General features: G+C 73.5%; 2 protein-coding genes. One reads left to right on the top strand and one right to left on the bottom strand.

Annotation, left to right across the window (positions count from 1 at the left end; translation table 11 throughout):
- Positions 1-93 precede the first annotated feature (93 nt).
- Positions 94-690, top strand: coding sequence for a hypothetical protein (locus tag DEIPI_RS35570; protein ID WP_027481973.1), 597 nt, complete (start codon positions 94-96; stop codon positions 688-690).
- Here DEIPI_RS35570 and DEIPI_RS0112445 read toward each other — a convergent pair.
- A complete protein-coding gene (locus DEIPI_RS0112445) occupies positions 687-1,541 on the bottom strand; it encodes an alpha/beta hydrolase (RefSeq protein ID WP_045234239.1) in 855 nt (284 codons plus the stop codon). The genes DEIPI_RS35570 and DEIPI_RS0112445 overlap by 4 nt on opposite strands.
- Positions 1,542-1,772: the final 231 nt, after the last annotated feature.

The raw sequence follows: 1,772 nt of genomic DNA on the forward strand, positions 1-1,772 counted from the left end.
GCTCGGGACGCTCCTCGGGCTGGAGCGCTCCCCGCTCGGGCCGAGCGCGCTGCTGCTGGCCGAACGGCTCCTCGAGGCGTGCCGGGACGGGGAATGAGGCCGCTCGCCGCCCCCCTCGTGGCGGCGTACGGGGCGCTCGCCGTGTGGCTCTACCACGGGAGCTTCCCGTGGGAGGACACGGTCGTGATGGTCGTGTGGTTCGCGGCGCTCCTCCTGGTGGTCGCGTCGGGCCGGGCGTGGCGGCTCGGGCGGGCGGAGGGCGCGCTGTTCTGGGGCGCGGCCCTGCTGTTTCCCGCGTGGGAGTTCTGGGTGCGCTGGGTGCTGCGGCACGACGGGCCGCCGTGGTCGTGGACGTGGCTCAACCGCCCGGAGCACCTCGTGTGGATGGCGCTGACGGTGGTGGTGCTCTCGCCGCTGTACCGCGCCTCGCTGGAGCGGCTGGGCTTCGTGGCGCGACTGGTGTTCGTGCTGGGGCTCGCGTGCCTCGTGGGGAACGCGAACGAGTTCTTCGAGTACGCGCAGCGCGCGCACGCCGGGCACGCCGAGCGCGCCCCGTACTACCCGGACACGATCGTGGACATGCTCGTGAACGTGCCGGGCGGTCTGCTGGGCTTCGCGCTGCTGGAACTCGCGCGGCTCCCGGGACGCGGACGGGCGGCGCGCGGGGAGCCGGGCGTCTCCTCGGACTAGTCCTTCGCGCGGGCCGCGATGAAGTCGAGGACGCGCGCGCGGGTGGGCCCGAGGAACGTCAGCGTCCGCGAGAGCGAGCCCACGATGGTGTAGTGGTCGAGGTTCGGGAGGACCTCTCGTGTGACGTCACCACCGGCGGCGCGCAGGGCCGCCTCCATGCGCGTGGCGTTCTCGGGTCCGACGAGCTGGTCGCGCGCGGCGACGAGCAGCAGCGTGGGCGGCGGGTCGCGGCGCACGTGCCGCGACGGCATGACGTCCTCGGGGTCGGCGTTCTCGGGGAAGGCGTTCCTCGAGGGGAAGTTCCGGAAGTCGTAGTCGTACGGTCCGGCGATGCCGACGACGCCCCGGATCCGGCCCACGGGCACGCCCGCCTCGCGCAGCCAGCGTTCGTTCATGACGACCTCGACGGCGTTGAAGGCCCCGGCGGAGTGACCCGTCACGAAGAGCCGGTGGGGGTCGCCGCCGTACGCGCCGACGTTGTCGGTGGTCCAGCGGATCGCGCGGGCCGCGTCCTGCACGTAGGCGGGGTAGCGGTTGGCGGGCGCGAGCCGGTAGTTCATCACGACGGTGACGTAGCCCGCGCGGGCGAAGGACTCCCCGACGAAGCGGTAGTCGCTCTTGTCGCCGCCCGTCCAGCTTCCCCCGTGGACGAACATCACGACGGGCGCGTCCTTCGCGTTCCCGGGGGCGTACACGTCGAGGACCTGACGTGTCTCGGGGCCGTAGCGGACGTCCTGCGTGACGGCGAGTCCGTTCGTGCGGGCGAGCGTGTTGAGGGTGGCCACGGGCGAGCAGGCGACGGTGAGGCCCGCGAGGAGGGGCGTGAGGAGGTGCAGGGGCCGCAGGCGCATGAGGCGAGGCTAGCGTGCCCGCGCGCGGCGGACGGGGACGCGACTCGCATTGATCCACACACTCTGTGCCCCGCGCGCCTGTTACCCTTCCCTCACATGCGAAGAGCCGACGCCCCGAAGGACGTGTCCCCGTGACGCGCGCCGTGGACGTGCTGGTGGTGGGTGCCGGACCCGCCGGGGTGGCGCTCGCGTCGGCCTGCGCGCGCGAGGGACTGAGGGCCGCCGTGGTCG

The organism is Deinococcus pimensis DSM 21231, assembly GCF_000519345.1.
GTDB lineage: Bacteria > Deinococcota > Deinococci > Deinococcales > Deinococcaceae > Deinococcus_A > Deinococcus_A pimensis.

Bases quoted from the DNA above. Each gene is read 5' to 3' on its own strand.
- DEIPI_RS35570 (WP_027481973.1), top strand. From the start codon at position 94: ATGAGGCCGCTCGCCGCCCCCCTCGTGGCGGCGTACGGGGCGCTCGCC.
- DEIPI_RS0112445 (WP_045234239.1), bottom strand. From the start codon at position 1,541: ATGCGCCTGCGGCCCCTGCACCTCCTCACGCCCCTCCTCGCGGGCCTC.